The organism is Collinsella aerofaciens, from assembly GCF_028207065.1.
Taxonomy (GTDB): domain Bacteria; phylum Actinomycetota; class Coriobacteriia; order Coriobacteriales; family Coriobacteriaceae; genus Collinsella; species Collinsella aerofaciens_AR.
The window spans coordinates 1-24,378 of sequence record NZ_JAQLFP010000034.1 but is presented as its reverse complement, the minus strand read 5'-3'; the positions used below and the strand labels follow the sequence as shown (position 1 = coordinate 24,378).

Sequence of the window (24,378 nt, the reverse complement as noted above, 5' to 3'; positions counted from 1 at the left end):
GCCAGGGCGCCGCTGACCGGTGGACGGCACCGAGCCGTCGCAAGACTTGAAGAAGGGGGAGGCCTCGCGGCCTCCCCCTTTTTTGCGTTAACGGGGTGTAAATGACTCAATTACACCAGACGATCTTGTTGTTTTCGGTATTGAGCCTTTATTTAAAGAAAATAAATCGTATAACAAGGGCAACTGCTATGGCCGCAATGATCATAAGCAGGATTGTCAGTTGATGCTGCTTGCGTCGTTTACTTGACGAAACGAAGATTGACTTTCCCTGTTTTGGCGTTTCGAGATAGCGAGCCGAATGCGTCAAGGTTTGCTTGGGTCGAGGCCCTCTTTGTTGATGAGCGGCGGATGCTTTCATCGGCTCATCACTAGCTGCGCTGTTTTTAGATAATGGTGCGTCTTTCAGATATACAGGGTCTCCCGAGGCGACGCCCATATGTTTGCGCCCCGTTTGCGCTTCTTCGAGTGTTTGATATCGGTTTCTTGTCACATATTTGGGCTCTGGGTCATTGATAGGCTCTTGCGAGATGTGGGGGCGATGGAATCGAATCGGTTGCGGGCTGGATGCTTCGTCCTGGTCCGGCATAAACGTGTTGTCCTGTTTTTGATCGTCCATGATGCCCTTAGTTCGTCATCAATATCGTGTATGCGCCCATTGTAAGCCATCCGTCTAGTTTTGATGGGATTGCATACATTATTTAAGCCTACGTTCAACTTCCGTTTATTAGACAAAACCTTAGTCAACCAGACTTAGATATGCTTATATAAATAGACTCAAAAAACTTTATAGTCGATGTATATATAAGAAGCGGCTGGGCATATATAACAGCGTCAAAAGAAGTCCCAGTCACCTAGAAGATGACTCGGCAGTCCTAAAAGGAGTGGTAAACATGGCAAGCATGGTTCCTTATCGTTCGGTTTTTGGCGTTCGTCCTTCTGCTAGCTCGCTGTTCGATCTGTTTGATGATATGACCGACTTTGCAAACAACTCGATTGCTTCCAAGGCGTTTCCCGTTGACGTTGAGGATAAGGGCGACGGCTATGAGGTCAAGGCCTATCTGACCGGTGTCGCCAAGGATGACATCGATGTCGAGCTCAATGAGGGCCGTCTGTCCATTAGCGTGAACGTTGTGGAGGACGAGGAGAACGAGGGCAAGAACTACCTGCAGAAGGAGTTTAGCTCGTACAGCGCGACGCGTGGCGTATATCTGAAGGACGCTTCGAGCGAGGGTCTCTCTGCTAAGTATGCTGACGGCATCCTCACCGTTACGGTTCCTAAGATCGTCGAGAAGAAGAACGTTACGAAGATCTCCATTGACTAGATTAGTTGGTGTTTTGCGCTATTAAAAGGCAGCAAAAGGGGCTGGGAAGCGATTCCCGGCCCCTTTTGCTGCCTAGGACAGTCTATTGAATGGTTACTGGCCGGTGCTGGCTGGCGGGGCGTATCGAGAGTATTCGCGATCCGTGGAGAAGGGTGGCGGAGCTGCCGACCTCGTCATCCAGAGTTGCGGCTAGAGCTTTGGCATAGCTTTTGACGGTTAGGCTTGGACGATTATTGTCCTGGCTGATGTGCATGGCGATGAGCTGCTCGGTTCGATCGGTGACGAGCCCACGCGCTGCGTCGGCGGCCTGGTCGTTAGAGAGATGGCCTTTTGCAGATAAAATTCGCTCTTGGAGGAAGCGGGGGTAATCCCCTTGGCGCAGCATGGCCACATCGTGGTTGCTCTCGAGTGCAAGAACTCGGCAGTCTTCGAGGGTGTCTATAGCTTGTTTGGTTAGCTCTCCGGTGTCGGTAGCAAAGCCAATGGAGTCATCGAGAGTGTCGAATCGATAACCGACAGGATTGATGACATCATGCGATGTTGGGTAGGTTCGCACGCGGATGCCGGCAATGGAAAGCGTGTCGCCGGGGTCAAATTCCTCTACGGGTAGATGTGCGAGGGTTTCTTTGCACGAAAGTGTGTCCCTGCTGGCATAGAGGGGGCCGTGCCAGTGCTTGCACCAGACATCGAGACCTTTGATGTGGTCGCTGTGCTCATGAGTGATGAGAAGAGCCGAGACGTTGTCTGCCGAGAGCCCCAGTTCTGCCATGCGCTTTAATGTCTCGCGGCGAGACAGTCCGTCATCGACCATAATGAGCCCCTGCGGGCCCTCGATGAGTGCGCAGTTGCCTTTAGAGCCACTGCCGAGGATATGAAGGTGCAGGCGAGACATAAGATTCCAAAGGATACAATGGGTGCGGACGAATAGAGGAGGAAGCGAATGCCAACGGTATCACAGCATTACGGACACCATGCCGTGCCCGGGGCAGTCGATGAGACCCGAACGAGGCAGCAGGCTGCTCCTGTCGTGCTCATGGTATCAGGCGGCGCGGACTCGACGGCACTGCTTCTTATGGCGTGCACATCAAAGCTGGATATCCAAGACGGACGCGGTGTTGCCCCCATTGCTCGCGAGCGCCTGCATGTGCTGCATGTAAACCATCATCTGCGCGGCAAGGCGTCCGATGGCGACGAGGCCTTTGTGCGTGAGCTCTGCGCGAAATATGGTTTACCGCTGTGCGTGGAGCACGCTTATTTTGATGGGGAGTCGGGCAATATTGAGGCCGCGGCCCGCGAGGTGCGCTATGCCGCGGCGCGGAGGTATGTTCGCGAGCTCTGTGCCCAGACGGGGGCATCGCGAACGGCGGCTCGTATCTGCACCGCGCACACGTCTTCGGATCGCGCGGAAACGTTTTTGATGAACGCGATTAAGGGCTCGGGGCCCGCTGGCCTATCGAGCATTCCTCGCCGGAGGAATATCGTGGTGCGTCCCTTGCTCGACCTAACTCATGGCGAGCTCGTGGGCTATCTACAGGTACATGGTCAGCCGTGGCGTGAAGACGAGAGCAATGAGGATATCTCGTATCTGCGAAACTACGTGCGCCATCGGGTAATGCCAGTGGTGGCACAGCGTAATGCGAGCGTCTGCAAGACGATTGGCGCCGCCTGCGAGATCTTAGGCGATGAGGACGCGTTTTTGTCTCAGCTTTCGGCACAGGCGTTTCGAAGCTGCCTGCGTAAGGAGGTGGCGGGCGCGCTGGTGCTCGATGCCAGGCGCCTTGCTGCGGCCGAGGTGGTAATCGCGCGGCGCATCGTGCGACTGGCGATTAAGCGCATCGATCCGGACGCTCGTCCAGAGATGCGACATGTGGAGCGAGTTCTTTCCTGCGTTGCCGAGGGCGCCGGCTCGGTCACGCTTCCGGCGGGGATTGACGCACGCATTGAGTTTGGCATGCTGGCGTTTAAGGCGCCGGCGGCTCGCGAGGGCCTGGTCGCGGACTGGGTTACCGTACCCGGTCGTTTGCCGTTGGGCGGGGGACGTATGCTGGTCACAGAACCGATGGCCGTTGAGCCGGGATGCGATATCGTGCGCCGCGCCCGTGAGCTTGCGGCTGCCGGGGAAGTGACAGCTTTGGTAGACGCGGCTGCCTTGGGTTTCGCCGACAGCGATAGTGAGCGGATCCTGGCGGGCTCGCGTGGCGAGATCCCTGCCGAGGCGCGATTGGCGCGCCTGTGGGTGGATGGTCCCGCACCGGGAGACGTGATGTGCCCGTTAGGGATGAGTGGCCGAAGCAAGAAAGTATCCGACTTGCTAGGTGAGGCTCGCATTCCCGTTTCCGAGCGCGCCGGCGTGCCCATGGTGAGGACGGCGCCGGGGGGTGCCGTGGTGTGGGTCGCCGGAGTTCGCGCGGACGAGCGTTTTAAGTGCACGGCCGCAACGCGCGTGGCATATCTGCTCCGCGTGGTCGATGCGGAATAGCGTCCCATGCCTGCTATTCTGTGCGACGTTGACGGTATTCCCGCGCTGATGGCGCACGGGCTGGTAAATTTACCCCGTGCGCTGCTAGAATGTGTAGTTCGCGTCCATACGGCGGTGTGTGGGCGATAAGCACAAGAAAGGGTTGTCATGGCTTCTCAACATCCGGATATCGAGAAGGTTCTGTTCACGCAGGAGGATATCGACGGTATCGTCTCTCGCCTAGGCGAGCAGATTACTCGCGACTACGCGGGTAAGGATCTGGTGCTGATTGCGGTCCTGCGCGGCGCCGTGGTCTTTATGGGCGACCTGATGCGCAAGATCGAGCTGCCGACCAACATCGATTTCATGGCTGTTTCGAGCTACGGCGACGGCGTGAAGTCCTCGGGTATCGTGCGTATCATTAAGGACCTGGATATCGACATCCGCGGTCGCGACGTGCTGATCGTCGAGGACATTCTGGACTCGGGCCTGACGCTCAAGTATCTGATGAAGAACCTCGAGAGCCGCAAGCCCGCCTCGCTGGAGGTCGCCGCCTTCCTGTGGAAGGACGTTGAGGACCGCGTCTCGGCCGTCACGCCCAAGTATGTTGGAACCCATTGCCCCGATGCCTTTGTGGTGGGCTACGGCCTCGACTATGCCGAGCGCTATCGCAACCTTCCGTATCTGGGCATTTTGAAACCGGAGGTTTATTCGTAAGATGCCCGACGACCGTAACGACAACAATTCCCAGACTCCCCGGGACCCAAAGATCCCGGGGATGCCCGGAGGCAAGAAGCCCACGCGTGCGGGCTGGCTGTATTTTCTTTTGGCTTGCGCGCTTCTGGGCTATGCCTTCTTTAACATGGGCTCCGGCTTTGCCAAGTCCAGCAATACCGTAAAGCTCGCGACGAGTGAGATGGTCAGCGCCATCAAGCAGGATCGCGTCGAAGATCTGACCTATACGGTTCAGGACGGAAGCGTGACGGGTCATTACTGGAAGACGAAAAAGGACAAGGGCGACACGAGCGAGCTCAAGAGCTTCTCCTCGACCTATGTCGGCTCCGATTCGCTTGCCGAGCTTATGGCGGAGCACCCCGACACCAAGTACATCGTCAACACCAACGACCCCGATTTTTGGGGCGACTTGGCGATGAGTGTGCTGCCGACGATTGCCCTGATCGCCATCATGTTCTACTTTATGCGCCAGATGATGGGCGCCAATAATAGGAACATGCAGTTTGGCAAGACCAATGCCAAGACCAACGAGGCTACGCGTCCCAAGGTCAAGTTCGAGGACGTTGCCGGCGTGGACGAGGCAGTCGAGGAGCTCGAGGAGATCCGTGACTTTTTGAGCGATCCGGATCGCTATCGCAAGCTGGGCGCCAAGATCCCGCGTGGCGTGTTGCTGGTGGGCCCTCCGGGTACCGGTAAAACCCTGCTGGCCAAGGCCGTTGCCGGCGAGGCGGGCGTGCCGTTCTTTAGCATCTCGGGTTCCGACTTTGTCGAGATGTTCGTGGGTGTCGGCGCCAGCCGCGTGCGCGACCTTTTTAAGGAGGCCAAGTCTCAGGCTCCGTCAATCATCTTTATTGACGAGATCGATGCCGTGGGACGTCAGCGCGGAGCTGGCTTGGGCGGCGGTCACGACGAGCGCGAGCAAACGCTCAACCAGCTGCTGGTCGAGATGGACGGCTTTGAGGAAAGCGAGTCGGTCATCCTGATCGCTGCGACCAACCGTCCTGACATCCTGGATCCGGCATTGCTGCGCCCCGGCCGTTTTGACCGTCAGGTTACGGTCGACCGTCCGGACGTGAAGGGCCGCGAGCAGATCTTGCGCGTGCATGCTGAGAACAAGCCGATGGACGAGGACGTTAAGTTTGAGAAGCTCGCCCAGATGACCGTTGGCTTTACTGGTGCCGATTTGGCGAACCTGCTCAACGAGTCTGCGCTGCTGGCCGCTCGCCGTCATCGTTCTGTGATCTCGATGGACGAGGTCGAGGAGTCGATGGAGCGCGTGATTGCCGGACCGCAACGCAAGGGTCGCGTGATGACCGAAGTCGAGCGCACCACGATTGCCTACCATGAGAGCGGTCACGCTTTGGTGGGCCACATCCTGGAGCACTCCGATCCGGTTCATAAGATCTCGATCGTCAGCCGCGGTCAGGCCCTGGGCTACACACTGCAGCTTCCGCAGGAGGACCACTTCCTCAAGACCAAGAACGAGATGCTCGACGAGCTCGCCGTGTTCTTGGGCGGTCGCGTTGCCGAGGAGCTCATGTGCGACGACATCACGTCGGGCGCGAGCAACGATCTGGAGCGCGCGACTAAGATGGCGCGCGAGATGGTCACGCGCTTGGGCATGAGCGAGGAGCTGGGCACGCAGGTCTTTGGCGAGGCGCAACATCAGGTGTTCCTGGGTCGCGACTACGCCGATCACCAGGATTACTCCGAGGAGACGGCGCGCCGCATCGATATCGAGGTTCAGCGCATCATGCGCGAAGCCCATCGCCGTGCGGTCGAGATTTTGGATGCCCGTCGCGATCAGCTCGATCTGATGGCGAAGGTGCTGCTTGAGCGCGAGACCGTCGAAGGCGACGCCGTGAACGCCCTGCTCGACAACGAGTGGGATGCTTACCTTGAGCGCGAGGGCGATATCCTGGCGGCCAAGGAGGAGCGCAACGCCAAGGCGGCCGGCATGCCGACCAAGAAGCGCTCGCCTCGCATGAGCGAGGAGGAGTTGGCGGCTGATGCCGCGGCCTTTGCGCAGGCGGCCATGCAGGAGGATGCCGAAGCCGCATCCGATGATGCCGGAGATGGCAATGCCGCCAACGCTGACGGCAACACCGACGCCGACAAATAGTTCTTGTAGCGAAAGCCTCCGCGGGGAAACCTGTGGAGGCTTTTCTTTTAAGCGATATGTTGATTGGGGACAGACTTAAATGAGCGTTTTCACGCATTTAAGTCTGTCCCCAATCAACATTGCTGCGGCACTTTGCTCAGCTAAAGCGTACAATAGCGCCTATGCGAAAGGGGAACAGATGATCAACGAAACTATGTATGCTCGCGGTGCGGAAAGCTCCATCATCCGTGAGATCTTTAGCTATGGCCTTGAGCGCAAGGCGCAGATCGGTGCGGAGAACGTATTCGATTTTTCGCTGGGCAACCCGAGTGTTCCGGCGCCCGCTGCTGTGGCTGAGTCCATTAAGAAGGCCTTGGAGCTGCCGAGCGACCAGCTGCATGGATACACGCCTGCGCCGGGTCTGCCGCAATGTCGAGCAGCCGTCGCTGACTCGCTCAACCGTCGCTTTGGCACGAGCTATGAGGGCAAGGATGTCTTTATGACCGTGGGCGCGGCGGCTTCGCTCACCTGCACGCTCAATGCCGTGACGAACCCGGGTGACGAGGTCATTGTTATCGCCCCGTACTTTCCGGAGTATCGCGTTTGGATTGAGAAGGCCGGCTGTACGTGTGTCGAGGCGCTCGCCGATGAAGATACGTTCCAGCTGAGCGTGAGTAACGTGCTCAAGGCGATTACTGATAAGACGGCTGCCGTCATCAGCGACTCGCCCAACAATCCGACCGGTGCCGTATATACACGCGACACGCTGACGCGACTGGCCAATGTTCTGCGTGAGGCCAGCGCTCAGCGTGATCCCGAGAATCCGATTATGCTCATCTCTGATGAGCCGTACCGCGAGATCGTGTACGGTGCCGAGGTGGCTTGGGTGCCCTCGATCTACGAGAACACCGTGGTGTGTTACTCGTATTCCAAGTCGCTTTCGCTGCCGGGCGAGCGCGTGGGGTGGATCTTGGTTCCCAACACCAATCCGCAGGCTGCCCGTCTGATGCCGGCTGTTGCGGGTGCTGCCCGTACGCTGGGTTTTGTATGCGCACCGGCGCTCTTCCAGCGCGTGATTATCGATTGCGTCGATGAGCCGAGTGACGTTGAGGCCTATGCACGCAACCGCACCGCGCTTACCGATGCACTGGCGGAGTATGGCTACACCTATGTTGAGCCGGATGGTGCATTCTACCTGTGGGTGAAGGCGCTGGAGCCCGATGCGAACGCCTTCTGCGAGCGCGCGAAGAAGTATGAGCTGCTCGCGGTGCCTTCGGATAGCTTTGGCATGCCGGGCTGGTTCCGCCTTGGCTACTGTGTGAGCTACGAGACCATCGTCAATTCGTTGCCTGCCTGGAAGCAACTGGCCGACGAATATCGTCGAAAGTAAAGCGCTCTGCTTGCAATGTTTTACGTGAAACGGGGTTTGGTTTTAAGCCAGACCCCGTTGTCTATGCCGTTGTGTGATTGGGATGAAGCAGTTTTACGACTGCCGAAAGCTATGCGTACAATGAATACACGCGACGGCCATACTGGACAAGGAGACCCGATGCCCTACCTTCTTTCTTGTGATATTCATACTCATACGATGTTCTCTGCGCATGCGTACTCAACCATCGAGGAGAACATCTATTGGGCGGCGGAGCGCGGCCTTCAGGTGCTCGGTTCCGCCGATCATTTAAGCTCGATGGTTACGCCTTGCCCCAATGACCTGCGCAGTTTCCAGTTCTTTATTAACCAGGATATCTGGCCGCGCATTTGGAGCGGCGTGCTGGTGCTCCGCGGCGCCGAGGCCGATATCGTTTCGCTGGACGGAAGCTTGTTTGGCGAGGACATTCCCGTTTCGCTCAATATCGCCGGCGATTCGTATAGTCGTGAGCATTCGCTGTTCGATTTGGTGACGCGTAATTTGGATTATTTGGTGGCAAGCGTGCATAACCCGCAGTTTGCCGAAGGCGCGACGCTCGCCGAGACGACCGAGATGTACATCAATGCCCTGGAGCACCCCAAGGTGTTCATGCTGGGGCATGCGGGGCGCTCGGGCGTGCCGTTCGATATCGACGAGGTGCTGTTGGCGGCTAAGGCCAAGCACAAGATTATCGAGATCAACAACCATAGTCTTGAGCACGGTGCCGACACTGAGCATTGGGCCGTATGCCGCAAGATCGCCGAGCGCTGCGCCGAGCTGGGCGTTGGCATTGGCGTGTCGACCGATGCCCACATTGGCATGGCCATTGGCAAGCTCGATCACGCGCGCAAGATGCTCGACGAGATTCACTTCCCGCTGGATTTGATCGTGACGCGCGATCGCGAGACGCTGCTGCGCGAGATGGCGGCAGCCGGCGTGTGCGACCTGCGCAAGGGGATGTAGCGGAGTTCATAAACCAAGCGAAGGGGGCAGTCCAGACGGGCCGCCCCCTTTCTTGTGCCGGTGGATTAGCGGCGCTCGAGGACCGCGACGGTCTCGGTGTGGTCGGTATGAGGGAACATGTCGACCGGCGTGATCTTGAGCAGGCGATAACCTCCGTCGAGGAGCTGGTGTAGGTCGCGCTCTTGGGTGACGGGGTTGCAGCTGATATAGGTGATGCGGCGCGGCTTAAGTGCGCAGGCGGCTTCGAGGAACTCGGGTGTAGAGCCGGCGCGCGGCGGGTCGATGGAGAGAACGTCAACGCGCTCGTTGTTATCGGCAGCGTCCAGGATGTAATCGGTGGCGTCGTCGGCCATAAACCAAGCGCTGCGGGTGAGGCCGTTGAGCTCGGCATTGCGGCGTGCGTCGGCAATGCCCGCCGGGTTGCGCTCCACTCCGAGCAGCATAATGCCGATACCCTTGTTCTGGGCTTCTTTAGCTGCGCAAAGACCGATGGTGCCGCTGCCGCAGTAGGCATCCATAAGCACATCGTCCTGGCGCAGATCCATGCCATCGATAGCGAGCTGGTAGAGCAGCTCGGTCTGCTGCGGGTTGGTCTGGTAGAACGCGGTAGGGGAGATATCGAATTCGCAACCGAGCAGCTGGTCGCGCATGCACTCGGCGCCATAGACGATACGAGTCTCCTCACCCAAGATGGCGTTACCGGGGCGTCCGTTGATGTTTTGGGCAACGGTGACGATATGCGGATCGAGTGCGGCGACAGCCTCAAAGAACTCCTGCGCATGCGGCAAGTCGCGCTGAGCGGTCACGAGGGTGACCATAATCTGGTCGGTACGCCAACCGCAGCGGACGACGGCATAGCGGAGCAAGCCCAGATGCTTGTCCTCGTTAAAGGCGGGAATGTGCAGGCGCTCAGCTTCACGCGCGATGCCGTTAAGAATCTGTCGGGCGCCCGGTACCTCGACGGGGCATTCGGGCACGGCAACGATTCTGTGCGAACCGCGCTCAAAAAAGCCGCAGCGGACAGTACCCTCCTTACCGGGAGCAAAGGGAGTGGCAGCCTTATGACGAAAACCGCGCGGAGCAGGATATTTGCCCGGATCGCCCAAGGTAACACCCATACCGCGAATGGGATCCGCGGCAACACCCTCGCGCTCACAGAGCTCAGCAAACAGCTCCTCCATAGCAGCCTGCTTGGCCGCCAACTGCTTCTTATAAGGACGATTGAGCGCCGTACACCCACCACAAGCTTTCATGATCGAACAGGGAGACTTGGGATCCACGGCCTTACGCGCAGGCTGAGCCGAATCCTTGCGCGAGCCTTTGGAACGAACGTGAGGCGCCTTATCCCCGCCCTGACGAGAGCCAGAACGCTTGGTCTTAACCTTGCCCTTCGCCGACTTACCCTTCGCATCCTGAGACGACTTGGATTTCTTGGAAGATTTTTTCTCCTCCGACCCCTCAGCCGCCTCGATCAAAGCACGACGAGCCTTACGCTCCGCACGAGATTCTGCCATGAATTAACCCCACTATTAAATAAAAGAAAAGTCCGAAGCAATTGTACCGTGCATTCAACGTGCCCGTTTGGAGAGGAGGCTATTTAAGGTTCCGAGCACGTTGTCTCCCGGCTGGGTGGCGCCCGGCGCGGAGTTTAATTTGTCGCGAGTTCCGCACGAACAGGAGGCCACTTAATGTGGCCTCCGTCGTGAGCAGGACTGTAGAGCAGCAAATTAAACTCCGCGCCGGGCGCCACCCAGCCGGGTGCTCCAACCTAGTGCTCCATGCGTGCTTTTCGTCTTGCGCAGGACTGTAGAGCAGGAAACTTAATTACGCGCCGCTCCCTGCCCACGCCGGGCTAACCCTCCCTTGTACTTTATCAAGGTAGAGTGTATGATTCTGAACGTTACATGACTTACTTTACTTAACTAAAGTGCTATCAAGGGGGAATACCATGAATACCGATATGTCTCGTCGTCAGTTTGTTGGTCTAGCCGGCTCGCTCGCAACGGTGCTTGGCCTTGGTCTTGTCGGTTGCGGCGGTGGTGCTGGCAAGGGCTCCGCTGCTGGCTCTGCCGCGGCCAAGGATGTGAAGGGCGCCGCGGAGTCCAAGAAGCTCGTGGTGGGCTTTGATAAGTCCTATCCTCCGTACGGCTTTGTGGGCGACGATGGCGAGTACGCCGGCTTTGATCTCGATCTGGCCAAGGCTGTTGCCGATAAGCAGGGCTGGGAGGTCAAATACGAGGCCATCGACTGGGACGCCAAGGATACGCTGCTCAACTCCGGCGCCATCAACTGCATCTGGAACGGCTTTACCATGGAGGGCCGTGAGGACGGCTACACGTTCTCCGAGCCGTACATGCTCAACGAGCAAGTGCTCGTGGTCAAGAAGGACGCGGGTATCAAGAGCTGGGACGATCTCGCTGGCAAGACCGTGATCACTCAGACCGATTCCGCTGCGCAGGATGTGCTCGAGGGCGACCAGAAGGATCTGGCCGCGACGTTTGCCACGCTCGATACCATCGGCGAGTACAACACGGCCTTTATGCAGCTCGAGAGCGGCGCGGTCGATGCCGTGGCTTGCGACCTTTCGATTGCCCAGTATCAGCTTGCCGCCAAGCCCGATGCCTATACGCAGCTCGACAAGCCGCTGTCCAGCGAGCACTACGCCGTCGGCTTTAAGAAGGGCGACACCAAGTCCGCCGATGCCGTGACCGAGTCGCTCAAGGCGCTCTACGAGGACGGCACGGTCAAGGACCTGTGCGACAAGTATTCAAGCTATGGTCTATCTTTCGATAATTGGGTGCTCAAGTAATGTCTATTCAGGTCATGATGCAGATGCTTGGCCAGGGATTCTTGGTCAGCTTGCAGTTGTTTGTGCTGACGCTACTCGGGTCGATTCCGCTGGGAATCCCCGTGGCGTTCATGCGCATGAGCAAAATTGCGCCGCTTCGCTGGATCGCGCGCATCTATATTTCGGTGATGCGCGGTACGCCGCTCATGCTACAGATGTTTGCCATCTACTTTGCCCCGTACTACGTGTTCGGCATCTCGCTCACGCCCGATTCCAAATGGACGGCATGCGTCGTGGCGTTCATCATCAACTACGCCGGCTACTTTGCCGAGATCTATCGCTCGGGCTTGCAGTCCATTCCGCGCGGTCAATACGAGGCAGCCGAGGTGCTGGGCTATTCGCGCATGCAGACGTTTCTGTATATCGTGATGCCGCAGGTCGCCAAGCGTATTCTGCCGGCGATGGGCAACGAGATCATCACGCTGGTTAAGGACACGTCGCTGGCGTTTGCCATTGGCGTGGGTGAGATGTTCTCGACCGCCAAGGCGCTGGTTGCGTCGCAGGTGAGCATGGTGCCGTTTGCGATTGCGGCGCTGATCTACTGGGTCTTTAACTTTGTGGTCGAGATGCTGTTGGGCGCCGCCGAGAAAAAATTGGATTACTACCATGACTAATTCGGTAATGAATATAACGAACGCGCGCAAGGCGTTTGGCGGCAATGAGGTGCTCAAGGATATCTCGCTCGAGGTAAAGCGCGGCGAGGTCGTGGCGATTATCGGGCCTTCGGGCGGCGGTAAGTCCACGCTGCTGCGCTGCGCCACGCTGCTCGAGACGCTCGATGGTGGCTCGCTCTCGTTTGGCGACCTTGCGGTTGCGACGGATGCGGGATCGGGTGCGGTCTATGCGAAGGGAGATGTTCCCAAGCAAGCGCGTTCGCGTTTTGGTCTGGTGTTTCAGAACTACAACCTGTTCCCGCACTATACGGTGATGAAAAACATCACCGATGCTCCGATTCGCGTGCTCAAGCGCCCGCGTGAGCAGGCGGAGGCGCGTGCGCATGAGTTGATCGCGCAGATGGGGCTTACGGGCAATGAGAACAAGGTACCATGTGAGCTTTCGGGCGGCCAGCAGCAGCGCGTGAGTATTGCCCGCGCCCTGGCGCTCGACCCGGAAATCTTGTTCTTTGATGAGCCGACCTCGGCGCTCGATCCAGAGTTGACGGCCGAGGTGCTGCGCGTCATTAAAGACCTCGCCGCGCAGAATATGACGATGGTGATCGTGACCCATGCGATGCAGTTTGCGCGCGATGTTGCCGACCGCGTGGTCTTTATGGACGGCGGCCGCATTGTCGAGGAGGGTCCTGCCGAGCAGGTTATCGACCATCCGCGTGAGCAGCGCACCCGTGAGTTCTTGAGCCGTATCGAGAGCTAGACTCAACTATATATTGAGATGAAGCCGTCGCAGGTCTTATGGTCTGCGGCGGCTTTTATTTGTATCGATGGGGTTTAATAATCCTCTCGCCTGCTCGCCCCATCCTCTCGCCGTCTGTATTCATACGCGTGCCGAAAGGTGTGCATGGACGGTCGCCCGTGAGGGTAGGGTGGTGGCATAGGACATTTGGAGGGTGAGTCGGCTCGGCTGCCGACCATGCTGCTCCCGGGATGGCACCGACCGCGAACTCTCCCCGTTGGCGTCGCGCATTGCGCGCGGCCCTGCAAGGAGGTCATCATGGGTGCTCCCAAGACCGGTAACGTAAGGAACGTGGTGCTCGTAGGCCAAGGCGGGGTGGGCAAGACTTCACTCGCCGAAGCCATGCTCCACCTTTCCGGCAAGACCGCCCGCCTGGGCGGCCACGACGGCACCAAGCCCACGCTCGACTATGACCCCGAAGAGGTTAAGCGTGCATTTTCCATCTCGACGACCATTGCGCCGATCGACTGGAAGGGCGCGCGCATCAATGTGCTCGATGCCCCGTGCTACCCCGATTTTATCGGCGACGCCTTTGCCGCGATGAGCGTCTGCGAGACGGCCCTGTTTGTGGTCGACGCCGAGGCCGGCCCGCAGCCTACGACGGTTAAGCTCTGGTATGCCGCCGAGGACCTGCGCCTGGCGCGTGCGGTGTTCGTAAACCGCCTGTCGCGCTCCGAGGCCAGCTTTGCGACCACAATGGACCTACTGCAGGAGCGCTTTGGTACGCGCCTGGGCGCCGTGACCCTGGGCTGGGGCGAGGGCGAGGACTTTGACGGCATCATCGACCTGGTGCGCATGAAGGCGCGCCACTGCAACGGCGCCGAGGCCGTTGAGTCGGAGATTCCCGAGGAGTATCGTGCCCAGGCCGAGGAGGCCCATGACCATCTGTGCGAGCTGGTGGCCGAGGCCGACGACGAACTGATGATGAAGTACTTGGAAGGCGAGGAGACGCTGACGCAGGAGGAGCTTGAAGGCCTGCTGTCGAAGGCGATTGCCGAGCGCATCTTTGTGCCGGTCTTTGCGGGCGATTGCATTAAGGAGCAGGGCGTCAACTCGCTGATGGACGACATCGCGACGTACTTCCCGGCGCCGACCGACTACGGCGAGATGCCGCTCATCGACGGCGATTCGCTCAAGATCTCGAGTGACGATGACCGCCCGGTGGCGTTTGTGTTTAAGACCCTGGCCGATCCGCAACAGGGTCGCATCAGCTTTATCAAGGTGCTGACGGGCACGCTTGAGCCGGGCCTTGAGCTGATCAATGCGCGCACGCGCAAGGGCGAGCGTCTGGCTCACCTGTATGTGATGTGCGGTCGTGATATGACCGAGGTCGGCCACGCCTATGCCGGCGATATCATCGTGGCGCCCAAGCTGGCTGCCGAGACGGGCGATACGCTCTCGATTACCGGTAAGGTCGAGGCTGCGGCGTTTAAGTTCCCCAACTCGCAGTACCGCATTGCCATCGAGGCCGAGAATCGCGGCGACGAAGAGAAGCTCTACACGTTTATCGAGAAGGCTTGCAAGGCCGATCCGACCATGAGTATCGACCGCGACGAGGAAACCGGCCAGACCATCATCTCGGCGGTGGGTGAGGCGCAGGTTTCGGTGCTGCTCAACCGTTTGGAGGATCGCACCAAGGTCGTGGCCAAAAGCGTGCCGATCCGCATTCCATATCGCGAGACCATCCGCCGCACGGCAAGCGCCCAGGGTCGCCACAAGAAGCAGACCGGCGGCGCCGGTCAGTACGGCGACTGCTGGCTGCGCGTGGAGCCGCTCATTGGGCCCGACGGCACGAGCGACGGCTATGAGTTTGTTGACGAGGTCGTGGGCGGCCGCATCCCGCGCTCGCTCATCCCCGCCGTGGACAAGGGCGTTCAGGAGACTATGAAGGACGGCATCATTGCCGGCTACCCGCTCACGGGCATTCGCGTTGCTGTGTACGATGGCTCGTATCACAGCGTCGACTCCAACGAGATGGCGTTCCGCGCGGCGGCCCGCATCGGCCTGCGCAAGGCGTGCGCCGATGCCGATCCGGTGGTGTTGGAGCCCATCGAGGAAATCACGGTGACGATCCCCGAGAGCTACGCCGGCGCCGTGATGGGCGACATCTCGGCCTCGCGCGGTCGCGTGACGGGCATGGAGACCGACGAACGCGGCGATACCGTGGTCATTGCCCAGGCGCCGCTGGCCGAGCTAACGGATTACTCGACGCGCCTGCGCTCTATCACGCGCGGCACGGGCGACTTTACCATGAAGCCTGCAGGCTATGAGCAGGTGCCTTATGACGTTCAGGCCAAGCTGGTCGAGCGCTATGAGGAGGGTCGCGCCAAGTAGCGCGTGGCTTTGCCTGCGCCACGCATGTCGATGCAAGGGCCGCTCTGGGTGATTCGGAGCGGCCTTTTTTGATCCCTAGGGGATTGCAAATCGGTTCTTGTCGTGGGTAGGGCTAGTCCCCTGAGGCCTGGTTGCGGCCGGTGGCGTAGTCGATCTGCACATGCGGTTGCAGGTTATAACAGTACACGTGGAAGCACAGCGTCTTGCCGTGATCCTCGACCGATTGGGCCTCAAGGCGCACGCCGCGGCAGAGAAGTTCCTCTTCGTTGTACATGGGCGTGACGCGGTAGAGCACATGGTTACCAGTGTCGCGGATGTAGTCGAGGATCTGCTCCTCAAAGGGCAGCATGCCCGTTTCGTTGAGATAACGCGTGCCGGTCAGGAGATTTTTGCGGTTGGCGTTTTCGCCGCAGAGCGACCAAGCGATAAGGTGGCAGCGGTTATAGAGGCTCTGGCCTGGAATAAAGTCGTAGCGCTGCTGGTGCCATCCGGCGGGGTGGATACGCGAGATATCGCCGCGCTTGCCCTGACCGAGCGATTCGGGTCCGATGCAGGCGAGTGCTTTGCGGGCACGGCCCAGGCTGTCGAGTTTAGAGAACTTCTTAAAGCAGCCTTGTTCGGTGGCGCGCTCGTATTCATCGAGCGTGAACGACGGCGTGCCGAGCGGGTGCGTGCTGTCGGCGCGAAGGGCAACGTAGGGGTTGCCGGCATAGTCGGGAATGCTGCTGAGATAAACACCGCGGGCGCGGTTGAGATCGGGGTTTTCGACTTCGTCGATGGGGGTGGTGGAGCTGTCCTCGGCAACGTTGTCGTTGGTGTTGGTCGTGGCGGATTCGGAGCCATCGCCGGAGTCCTCGGAGCTCGCTGTTCCCGATTCGAGTCGGGCGACCAGGTCAGCCTCGTCCTCGGTGCGGCTGGGGCTCTCGTTTTGCTTCTCGGCCAGGGCCGCCGCCTGCTCATCGCTTTGCGGCGACAACAGTTTGGGTGCCCCGTCGAGAGATCCTGTGAACAGCGCAAACCCCAGCACCACGGCGGTGCCGATGGAAAGTACTTGCTTGTAGACGGACTTGCGCGACATTGAGGCTCCTGGATGGATGGTTGGGAATCTACCAGTCTAGCAGGAGCCGACAGGGGCCGTTCTGTCGAACAAATACTTAAGATTTGGGACAAACGCTACGGATTCATTTGCCTCATATTTGACATATGGCTAGATCGAGGTGGAACCGAGCCAATTGAGTTTACATTCGAGAATGCGCTGCTCACCTGGCGTGCTGCTGCCATCGAGTAGCGCGAGGAGCATCTCGGCCGCCTCTCTGCCTTCCTGGTCGACGGGCTCGATGATCGTGGAGACGGTCGGCGTGGTGAGGTTGGTCCAGTCTTCGCAGTTGAGTCCCAAAAGGCCGATTTGCTGCGGAAGCAGATGGGCCATGGGCTGGAGTGCCTTGTAGACACGGGGGAGTGCCCACTGATTTTGCACGAAGATAAGGGTTCGCTTGGCGGGGTTGAGCTTGTATTTAAAGTATTCGGTGAGCTCGCTGATTGACGGCTTGTTGTGATCGATGGGGATGGCTTTGTAGAGCTGCCCATTCGCGGCCAATGCCTCGGCATATCCCTGAAAACGTTCCATGCGGGTGCGCATTTCGGTCATATTGGCAGCAATGGAGAAAAAGTCCTCGTAGCCGGCATCGAGAAGCGCCTGCGTGGCATTGTACACGCCGTCGTAGAGGTTGGTTTTGATCCAGCTGGTGCCTGGGCTGTAGATGGCCGCGTCAAAAAAGACGACGGGCTTGCCGGCGCGCTTGATGCGGTCGTGGACGGCCTTGAAATTTGCCGTGGGCTGGATGATAAAACCATCGACGCCCAGCGAGAGCATTTTGTCGACATACATGAGCTCGGTCTCGGGGTTAAAGTTGCTCGTGCAAACGACCGTCTGGTAGCCCGCGGGGAGCATGACTTGTTCCATGCCGTTGAGGACGAGGCCCGCCCACTTGTTGGTGTTATCCAAAATGATGATGGCGATGACGTGGGTCTGCTTGCCGGTGAGCGTTTGCGCTTGGGCGTTGGGAACGTATCCGAGTTCCTTGATGACGCGCGCAATCTTTGCCTGCGTCTTCTCGCTAAGCTTTTCTCGTTTGTCGTTGAGGTAATACGAGACGCTTGCCGTCGAGGTTCCCGCCTCTCGAGCGACGTCTGCGATCGTAACGCGCTGTTTTGCCACAGCGACTCCTTCCGACAGATGAGCATTTTCCAACATGATGACTTTGAGTCTTGGTGAGGGATGCGCTCCGGTGAGCGACCTTTTCCTTTCATATGAGTATGCAACAAATGCGGTATACGGGTGGGGTCGAAATTTGTGACCGGCATGCGCATCTGCCGTCTACCGAGAAAATCAAATACTTCTTGACTTTTGAAATCGAGGGTAAAATCGCAGGATTCATTTTTGGTTAAACGCATAACCAAATAGCATAACCAACGCTCTGACCTGCGCGTTTACCGAAATAAGCTGGCATTAAGAAAAACGAGCACATATATTGGTCTTGTCGAAAAGACAGCAAGTCCAAACGGCAGGGGATGCTCCGGAGGCCTCCGCAAACGGTGTCTTGCGCACGCAACTCTATGAAAAGAGGGAAGCAATGAAGATTGTAGGCGTTGCCGCCTGTACCGTGGGTATTGCCCACACGTATATGGCCCAGAAGGCGATTCAGGATGAATGCGCCGCCCGTGGCATCGAGTGCAAAGTCGAGGCTCAGGGTGGCCTGGGTATCGAGAATGAGCTGACGCAGGAAGACGTGGATTCCGCCGACCTGGTGCTCGAGTCCGTCGACGTGGGCGTCGAGAACGAGGACCGTTTTGAGCAGAAGATGGCCGAGGGCAAGTTCCTGAAGGTCGGCACCTCGGATGTAATCGCCGATCCGGTAAAGATCATCGACCAGGCCGTTGAGATCATCAAGGCGACGGGTGGTGCCGTTGACGCGCCCAAGGCCGAGGCCAAGGCAGAGAAGAAGGCCGTCTCCGCTGCCCCGCAGGCCCCGACACCGGCGTCCAAGCAGTCTATCTTTGCCGATCCTGGTAAGACGCTGCTCAATGCATTCAATACCGGCGTTTCCTATTTTATCCCCATCGTCGTTATCGGCGGCGTGTTTCTCGCCTTCTCGCTGGCATCCGGTACCGCCGGCGCCAACGGCATGGAGGTTACGAACCCGCTGATGGTGAGCCTTAACACCATCGGCATGGCCGGCATCTCCATGATGATCCCGGTGCTTGCGGCATACATCTCCTACTCGATGGCCGGCAAGCCCGCGCTCGCCCCCGGTTTTGTCCTGGGCTACCTGGTCAACAACGCAGTCGTCACCCCTAACGGCAACAGCGTTTCGACCGGCTTCTTGGGTGCCATGATCATGGCGGTCATCTGCGGCTACTTTGTCCGCTGGATGAAGACCTGGAAGGTCAACAACACCATCCAGACCATCATGCCCATCCTGATCATCCCGATTCTGACCTCGCTCGTCCTGGGCATGGCTTACATCTACATCCTGGCCACGCCGCTTGGCTTTGTGATGGATTGGCTCACCAGCGTGCTCGGCAGCCTGCAGGGCGGCTCCGCCGTCGTCCTGGGTCTGGTCATTGGCGTTATGACCGCCTTCGATATGGGCGGCCCCATCAACAAGACCGCCTCGACCTTCACCATGGCCATCATGGCCTCCGGCATCTACGGTCCTAATGGTATGTTCCGCGTCGCCGTTGCCGTTCCCCCGATCGCCTGTGGCCTCGCTGCACTCATCGCCAAGAACAAGTTCGATGACGCTGACCGTCAGATGGGCATCTCCGCGCTGTTCATGGGCTGCATCGGTATCACCGAGGGCGCTATCCCCTTCGCGGTCAAGGACCTCGGTCACACCCTTCCCGGCATTTGCATCGGCTCTGCCGCGGGTGCGGCGCTTGCCGCCTTCCAGGGTATCGACTGCTACGTCCCGCACGGTGGCTTTATCGTCGCCCTGGCCACCAACAACGTCGCGCTGTTCTGCTTGGACATCGTGATTGGCTCCGTGGTCGCCGCTGCAATCCTGATTGCCATGAAGCCCACGCTCGATAAGCAGGCCAAGTAAATCTTTAAGGACTCCGGTTGTGCGGAGGGATGGATTTGACTCCGCACAACCGCCCCTACACAACAAAATCCATCCGTACTGATAGGGCCCACATCTGGGTCCCAGGGAACTTTTGTCAAAAATCCTCTGGAGAAGGAGAACAAAATGTCCAACCTCACCATCCGCCAGGCCGTTCAGGGCATGCTCAAGCTGCAGGATAGCGGCGATCACGCAACCATGGTCGGCATTGGCCCCATGAGCCCCAACCTGATTCAGGCCGTGTTCGAGCTTGCCAAGGACGAGGATTTCCCGCCCATGTTTATCGCCAGCCGCAACCAGGTCGATATGGACGAGATGGGCGCCGGCTACGTTAACGGTTGGGACCAGACGCGCTTTGCCGCCGATATCAAGAAGGTTGCCGACGAGGTGGGTTACACCGGTCCGTACTACCTGTGCCGCGATCACGGCGGTCCGTGGCAGCGCGACGAGGAGCGTAACGCCCACCTGCCCGAGGACGAGGCCATGGAGCTCGCCCGCAAGTCCTTCGTCGCCGACATGGAGGCAGGCTTTGACCTGCTGATGGTCGACCCCACCAAGGACCCCTATCAGATCGGCAAGGTTATTCCGCTCGACGTGGTGCTTCGCCGCACGATCGATCTTATCGACTATCTTGAGCAGTACCGTCGCGAGCATAATCTGCCCGAGGTTGCCTACGAGGTCGGTACCGAGGAGACCAACGGCGGCTTGACCTCTACCGATAAGTACGAGGAGTTCATTTCTCAGCTGCAGCCCGAGCTCGAGAAGCGCGGCTGCCCCATGCCCACCTTTATCGTCGGCCAGACCGGTACGCTCACCCGTTGGACCGAGCAGGTCGGTCATTACAACTTTAAGAACGCCCGCGAGCTCGCCGACATGGCCAAGCGATACGGCGTGGGCCTGAAGGAGCACAACGCCGACTATCTGGATGACGCAACGCTGCTCGAGCACATCCCGGCTCACGTGACCGCCTCCAATGTCGCTCCTCAGTACGGCACCGAGGAGACCCGCGCTTACCTCAAGCTCTGCGCTACCGAGCAGATTCTGGTCGACAACGGCCTGTGCGACGATCCCTCCGACCTGTATCACACGCTGCTGGTCAAGGCTATCAAGACCGAGCGTTGGCGCAAGTGGATGACCGGCGACGACGTCAACCTGCAGGTTGACGACATTCTGGCCGACGACGAGCTCAGCCTGAAGATTCTGGATGTCTCCGGCCACTACGCCTTTAACGATCCCGAGGTCAAGGAGCAGGTCGAGAAGCTCTACCGCAACCTCGCTGCCCAGGACATCGACGGCAAGCGCTTTGTGATCGAGCACATCAAGCGCCCGATCAAGCAGTACGTCGTCGGCCTTAACCTCAAGGGTGTCACGAGCCGTATCGAGAAGGCTCTCTAAGTAGCTTTTCCTACACGACGCCGGGCCCGGGGCGTGTCCCAGCTGCGGGCCCGGCACATAGGACAAAGGGACATCCCCTTTGTCCTATTTTTTGAGTTTTGGATTCCTTAGAAGGAGTTTGCACAATGAAGTTCTTTATCGATACCGCCAACCTTGACGAGATCGCCGAGGCCAAGAGCTGGGGCTGCCTTGCTGGCGTCACCACCAACCCGTCCCTGTACGCCAAGACCGGCGGTAAGCTCGCCGATTTTGAGCCCCATATGCTCAAGATTGCCGAGCTCTGCGAGGGTTTGCCCGTGTCTGCCGAGTCTACCGCCACCACGGCCGAGGGCATGACCGAGGAGGGCAAGCGCCTTGCCGCCCTCGCCCCCAACATCGTGGTCAAGCTCCCCGTCTGCGAGGCCGGCCTCGCCGCCTGCCGCGCGCTGGCCGATGCGGGCGTGCGTGTCAACATGACGCTCGTCTTCTCGCCGACGCAGGCCCTTATGGCCGCCAATGCCGGCGCCCGCTACATCAGCCCGTTTGTCGGCCGCTTTGACGACATCGCCGAGGACGGCATCTCGCAGCTCGACAATGTCGTGACCTGCATCAAGAACTATGACTGGACCGGCAAGAACGTCGACGACACCGTCGAGATCATCACCGCTTCGGTCCGCACGCCCAACCACGTGACCCAGGCGGCGCTGCTCGGTGCCGATATTGCGACCGTCCCCATGGCTGCTCTTAAGAAATGCCTGCATCACCCGCTGACCGACCAGGGCCTTGCCTCGTTCGAGGCCGACTGGAAAAAGGTCGTCGAGGCACAGTAACGATGGTTCTGCCGGCCCAGCATTTGTTATGCCGGGCCGGCGTGCTCAAGAGAGGAAACTCCATGACCGATCAGGAACTGGCCAAGATTGCCAATGAGGTTCGCCGCGGTATTGTCACGGGTGTCCACGCCGCCAAGTCGGGGCATCCGGGCGGATCGCTTGGCGCCGCCGACATTATGACCTACCTCTACTTTGAGGAAATGGATGTCGACCCGGCGAATCCGAGCCGCGCCGAGCGCGATCGCTTTGTGCTCTCCAAGGGACATTGCGCTCCGGCACTCTATGCCGTGCTCGCCGAGCGCGGGTTCTTTCCCAAGGAGGAACTCGAGACGCTCCGCCATATCGGCAGCCGCCTACAGGGCCATCCCAATATGAATGACACGCCGGGTGTCGACATGTCTACTGGATCGCTCGGTCAGGGTATCTCCGCCGCGGTTGGAATGGCGCTCGCCGCAAAGCGCTGGGGTGACAGCTACCGCGTCTACGCGCTGTTGGGCGACGGCGAGTGCGAGGAGGGCCAGGTGTGGGAGGCGGCCATGTTCGCCGGCAACCACGACTTGGATAACCTCGTCGCTATCGTCGATCACAATGGCCTGCAAATTGACGGCAGTATCGACGAAGTTAACTCTGCTATGCCGCTTGCCGACAAGTTCCGCGCCTTTAAGTGGCATGTGATCGAGCTTGCCGACGGTAACGACATGGCGCAGATTGCCGCCGCCTTTGCCGAGGCCCGCAAAGTGAGCGACTCGCCCGTGGCCATTATCGCCGAGACGGTGAAGGGCAAGGGCGTCTCCTTTATGGAAAACCAGGTGGGCTGGCACGGCAAGGCACCCAACGATGAACAGTTTGAGCAGGCCATGGCCGAGCTCGCAGCAGCAGGGGAGGAGCTCTAATGGCAGACGTCAAGAAAGTCGCCACGCGCGTTAGCTATGGCGAGGCACTTGTCGAGCTGGGCAATGAGCGCGATGACTTTGTGGTTCTCGATGCCGACCTGGCCGCCGCCACGCAGACCGGTAAGTTCAAGGCTGCGCATCCTGAGCGCTTCTACGATGCCGGCATTGCCGAGAGCAACTTGATGGGGCTTGCCGCCGGCATTGCGACCACGGGCCACGTTGCCTTTGCGAGCACCTTTGCCATGTTCGCCGCAGGCCGCGCGTACGAACAAGTGCGTAATTCCATCGGCTATCCACACCTCAACGTCAAAATCGGCGCCACGCATGCGGGTATCTCGGTCGGTGAAGACGGCGCCACGCATCAGTGTTGCGAGGATATCGCGCTCATGCGCACAATCCCGGGTATGACGGTGATCGTTCCCGCCGATGACATCGAGGCTCGCGCTTGCGTGCGCGCCGCCTATGAGTTTGAGGGCCCGGTCTACATGCGTTTTGGCCGTCTGGCTACGCCGGTTATCAACGACCACGAGGACTATGAGTTCAAGATTGGTCGCGGCGTGGTTGTGCGGGAAGGGTCCGATGTGACTATCGTCGCATGCGGCCTCATGGTCGCCGAGGCGCTCGAGGCCGCCGAGGCGCTCGCTGCCGATGGCATCGACGCCGAGGTCATCAACATGCACACGATCAAGCCGCTTGATGAGCGTCTGGTGGTTGCCAGCGCCAAGAAGACCGGTCGCGTGGTCACTGCCGAGGAGCATTCGATTATCGGCGGTCTTGGCGAGGCCGTTGCCTCGGCGCTCGCGGAGCAGCATCCAGCGCCGATGCGTCGCGTCGGCGTGCGCGATGTGTACGGTGAATCCGGTCCTGCGGTTGATCTGCTGCACAAGTACGGTTTGGACGCCGACGGCATCGAAGCCGCGGTCAGGTCCGTGTTGTAAGGAAGGTTTCCATGGGATTTGTATCTGCCAACCAAGTGACGATCGGGTATGCCGCCGCCTCGCGCGAGGACGCCCTGCATTATTTGTCCGAGCAGGCCATCGAGCTCGGCTTTGCCGATGACGCATCTGCCGTAGAGGCCGCCTTCATTGCTCGCGAAAACGAGGCCGAGACCGGCCTTGTCGCCGGCTTTGCCGTTCCGCATGCCAAAAGCGACGCGATTCACACGCCGGGCGTTGCCGTGCTTAAACTGGCCGAGCCCGTTGAATGGCCGAGTTTCGATGGCGTGCCCGTCGATGTCGCGCTTGCGCTGTACGTGCCCGCCGGCGAAGCCGGAACCACGCACCTGCGTCTGCTTTCCAAGGCTGCCGTGATGTTGATGGACGCCGGCTGCCGCGACAAGGTGCGTGCGAGCATCGATCCCGCTGAGATCGCGGAGCTCATCAATAGCGGACTCGAAGACTAGAACGGTCATCCCGTTCAATCAATCGATCCTTCTCCAAGGAAAAGGGCCGCGACGCCATATAGGTGTCGCGGCCCTGTTTCAAGACTTTAGTCTGCTGGTCGCGCAGCGGCCAGCTTTAAACCACCCGCTACGCGGGTGGAGACAAACGGCTTTACAAAGCCACCCCTCCGACCGAT

The 24,378-nt window shown here is 59.2% G+C and carries 21 protein-coding genes; 16 read left to right on the top strand and 5 right to left on the bottom strand.

Annotation, left to right across the window (positions count from 1 at the left end):
- Positions 1–148: 148 nt before the first annotated feature.
- Complete coding sequence (locus tag PMX72_RS09080) at positions 149–616, bottom strand: hypothetical protein (protein ID WP_271729753.1); 468 nt, start codon at positions 614–616, stop codon at positions 149–151.
- Between the two features lie 274 nt (positions 617–890).
- On the opposite strand from PMX72_RS09080, the gene PMX72_RS09075 reads away from it, so the two are divergent.
- Positions 891–1,322: an Hsp20/alpha crystallin family protein gene (locus PMX72_RS09075; RefSeq protein ID WP_271729752.1), complete on the top strand. Its 432-nt coding sequence runs from the start codon at positions 891–893 to the stop codon at positions 1,320–1,322.
- Positions 1,323–1,404: 82 nt separating this feature from the next.
- On the opposite strand, the gene PMX72_RS09070 is transcribed toward PMX72_RS09075, so the two are convergent.
- A complete protein-coding gene (locus PMX72_RS09070; RefSeq protein ID WP_271729751.1) occupies positions 1,405–2,214 on the bottom strand; it encodes an MBL fold metallo-hydrolase in 810 nt (269 codons plus the stop codon).
- A gap of 48 nt (positions 2,215–2,262) precedes the next feature.
- On the opposite strand from PMX72_RS09070, the gene tilS reads away from it, so the two are divergent.
- The 5 genes from tilS to PMX72_RS09045 all read left to right on the top strand — a co-directional run bounded on the left by tilS (position 2,263) and on the right by PMX72_RS09045 (position 8,987).
- Positions 2,263–3,801: a tRNA lysidine(34) synthetase TilS gene (tilS, locus tag PMX72_RS09065; protein ID WP_271729750.1), complete on the top strand. Its 1,539-nt coding sequence runs from the start codon at positions 2,263–2,265 to the stop codon at positions 3,799–3,801.
- Positions 3,802–3,948: 147 nt separating this feature from the next.
- A complete protein-coding gene (gene hpt / locus PMX72_RS09060) occupies positions 3,949–4,497 on the top strand; it encodes a hypoxanthine phosphoribosyltransferase (protein WP_117757872.1) in 549 nt (182 codons plus the stop codon).
- Between the two features lie 61 nt (positions 4,498–4,558).
- Positions 4,559–6,637 (top strand): ATP-dependent zinc metalloprotease FtsH, encoded by a 2,079-nt coding sequence (gene ftsH / locus PMX72_RS09055; RefSeq protein ID WP_271729749.1) that lies wholly within the window; start codon positions 4,559–4,561, stop codon positions 6,635–6,637.
- Between the two features lie 178 nt (positions 6,638–6,815).
- Positions 6,816–8,006 (top strand): pyridoxal phosphate-dependent aminotransferase, encoded by a 1,191-nt coding sequence (locus PMX72_RS09050; protein WP_271729748.1) that lies wholly within the window; start codon positions 6,816–6,818, stop codon positions 8,004–8,006.
- 159 nt (positions 8,007–8,165) lie between these two features.
- Complete coding sequence (locus tag PMX72_RS09045; RefSeq protein WP_089573488.1) at positions 8,166–8,987, top strand: phosphatase; 822 nt, start codon at positions 8,166–8,168, stop codon at positions 8,985–8,987.
- A gap of 65 nt (positions 8,988–9,052) precedes the next feature.
- On the opposite strand, the gene rlmD is transcribed toward PMX72_RS09045, so the two are convergent.
- Positions 9,053–10,501 carry a 23S rRNA (uracil(1939)-C(5))-methyltransferase RlmD gene (gene rlmD / locus PMX72_RS09040; protein ID WP_271729747.1) on the bottom strand — a complete coding sequence of 483 codons (1,449 nt, stop codon included), beginning with the start codon at positions 10,499–10,501 and terminating at the stop codon, positions 9,053–9,055.
- A gap of 434 nt (positions 10,502–10,935) precedes the next feature.
- Between rlmD and PMX72_RS09035 the strand changes: the two genes are divergently transcribed.
- From PMX72_RS09035 to PMX72_RS09020, 4 genes are all read left to right on the top strand, one after another.
- Positions 10,936–11,796 (top strand): transporter substrate-binding domain-containing protein, encoded by an 861-nt coding sequence (locus PMX72_RS09035; RefSeq protein WP_271729746.1) that lies wholly within the window; start codon positions 10,936–10,938, stop codon positions 11,794–11,796.
- Entirely contained in the window at positions 11,796–12,449 is a 654-nt protein-coding gene (locus tag PMX72_RS09030) for an amino acid ABC transporter permease (RefSeq protein WP_117806870.1), read from the top strand. Before PMX72_RS09035 ends, PMX72_RS09030 begins: the two co-directional genes overlap by 1 nt.
- Positions 12,442–13,206, top strand: coding sequence for an amino acid ABC transporter ATP-binding protein (locus PMX72_RS09025; protein ID WP_271729745.1), 765 nt, complete (start codon positions 12,442–12,444; stop codon positions 13,204–13,206). Before PMX72_RS09030 ends, PMX72_RS09025 begins: the two co-directional genes overlap by 8 nt.
- Positions 13,207–13,503: 297 nt before the next feature.
- Positions 13,504–15,579: an elongation factor G gene (locus PMX72_RS09020; protein WP_271729744.1), complete on the top strand. Its 2,076-nt coding sequence runs from the start codon at positions 13,504–13,506 to the stop codon at positions 15,577–15,579.
- A 112-nt stretch (positions 15,580–15,691) separates the two neighbouring features.
- On the opposite strand, the gene PMX72_RS09015 is transcribed toward PMX72_RS09020, so the two are convergent.
- Together PMX72_RS09015 and PMX72_RS09010 are read right to left on the bottom strand one after the other, a co-directional pair.
- Positions 15,692–16,657: a DNA/RNA non-specific endonuclease gene (locus PMX72_RS09015; protein WP_271729743.1), complete on the bottom strand. Its 966-nt coding sequence runs from the start codon at positions 16,655–16,657 to the stop codon at positions 15,692–15,694.
- Positions 16,658–16,786: 129 nt separating this feature from the next.
- On the bottom strand, positions 16,787–17,797 hold the full coding sequence (locus PMX72_RS09010; protein ID WP_271729742.1) for a LacI family DNA-binding transcriptional regulator: 1,011 nt from the start codon (positions 17,795–17,797) through the stop codon (positions 16,787–16,789).
- Positions 17,798–18,212: 415 nt separating this feature from the next.
- Between PMX72_RS09010 and PMX72_RS09005 the strand changes: the two genes are divergently transcribed.
- From PMX72_RS09005 to PMX72_RS08980, 6 genes are all read left to right on the top strand, one after another.
- Complete coding sequence (locus tag PMX72_RS09005; protein ID WP_271729741.1) at positions 18,213–19,685, top strand: PTS fructose transporter subunit IIC; 1,473 nt, start codon at positions 18,213–18,215, stop codon at positions 19,683–19,685.
- A gap of 144 nt (positions 19,686–19,829) precedes the next feature.
- Positions 19,830–21,098 (top strand): class II D-tagatose-bisphosphate aldolase non-catalytic subunit, encoded by a 1,269-nt coding sequence (locus PMX72_RS09000; RefSeq protein ID WP_055251764.1) that lies wholly within the window; start codon positions 19,830–19,832, stop codon positions 21,096–21,098.
- A 125-nt stretch (positions 21,099–21,223) separates the two neighbouring features.
- The gene (locus tag PMX72_RS08995) at positions 21,224–21,907 is read left to right on the top strand and encodes a transaldolase family protein (protein ID WP_055251762.1); all 684 of its coding nucleotides are present in this window, start codon (positions 21,224–21,226) and stop codon (positions 21,905–21,907) included.
- Positions 21,908–21,969: 62 nt separating this feature from the next.
- Entirely contained in the window at positions 21,970–22,800 is an 831-nt protein-coding gene (locus PMX72_RS08990; RefSeq protein WP_271729740.1) for a transketolase, read from the top strand.
- On the top strand, positions 22,800–23,738 hold the full coding sequence (locus PMX72_RS08985) for a transketolase family protein (RefSeq protein WP_271729739.1): 939 nt from the start codon (positions 22,800–22,802) through the stop codon (positions 23,736–23,738). The genes PMX72_RS08990 and PMX72_RS08985 overlap by 1 nt, the downstream gene beginning before the upstream one ends.
- Before the next feature lie 11 nt (positions 23,739–23,749).
- Positions 23,750–24,202, top strand: coding sequence for a PTS sugar transporter subunit IIA (locus PMX72_RS08980; protein WP_271729738.1), 453 nt, complete (start codon positions 23,750–23,752; stop codon positions 24,200–24,202).
- Positions 24,203–24,378: the final 176 nt, after the last annotated feature.